1 pseudogene is annotated in these 413 nt (G+C 56.4%); it reads left to right on the top strand.

Annotation, left to right across the window (positions count from 1 at the left end):
• Nucleotides 1-413, top strand: a pseudogene (locus tag EN780_RS38110) (RNA ligase family protein); the annotation flags it as partial.

Below are 413 nucleotides of genomic sequence, written 5' to 3'. Positions count from 1 at the left end.
TCGTTGATGCGTTTGAAGTTCATCGAGCCTTTGATGCCGACGCTGGTAGACAAGCCACCCGAGGGCGACGGCTGGATTCATGAAGTGAAATTCGACGGCTACCGGTCGCAAATCATCATCGATGATGCCGAAGTGCGCATCTTCACCCGACGCGGCCTTGATTGGACAGCCAAATATCGGGACTTGGTCGAAACCGCGAGAGGGTTGAACGTCCGGAGCGCGATCATAGATGGAGAAATCATCGTGCTGAACGACGCAGGCGTCTCCGATTTCGGAGAACTGCGCAAAGCCATCACCGGGCGCCAGCACGACCTCTATTTCGTCGCCTTCGATCTCTTGCATGTCAACGGCCACGACCTGCGGGACATGCCACTGATAGACCGACGTGAAGTGCTGCAGGCTATGATCCCCAC

This window comes from Mesorhizobium sp. M4B.F.Ca.ET.089.01.1.1 (assembly GCF_004022605.1).
GTDB lineage: Bacteria > Pseudomonadota > Alphaproteobacteria > Rhizobiales > Rhizobiaceae > Mesorhizobium > Mesorhizobium abyssinicae.
Note: the sequence above shows the minus strand (reverse complement) of the source record. Positions and strands in the feature narration are given on the sequence as shown.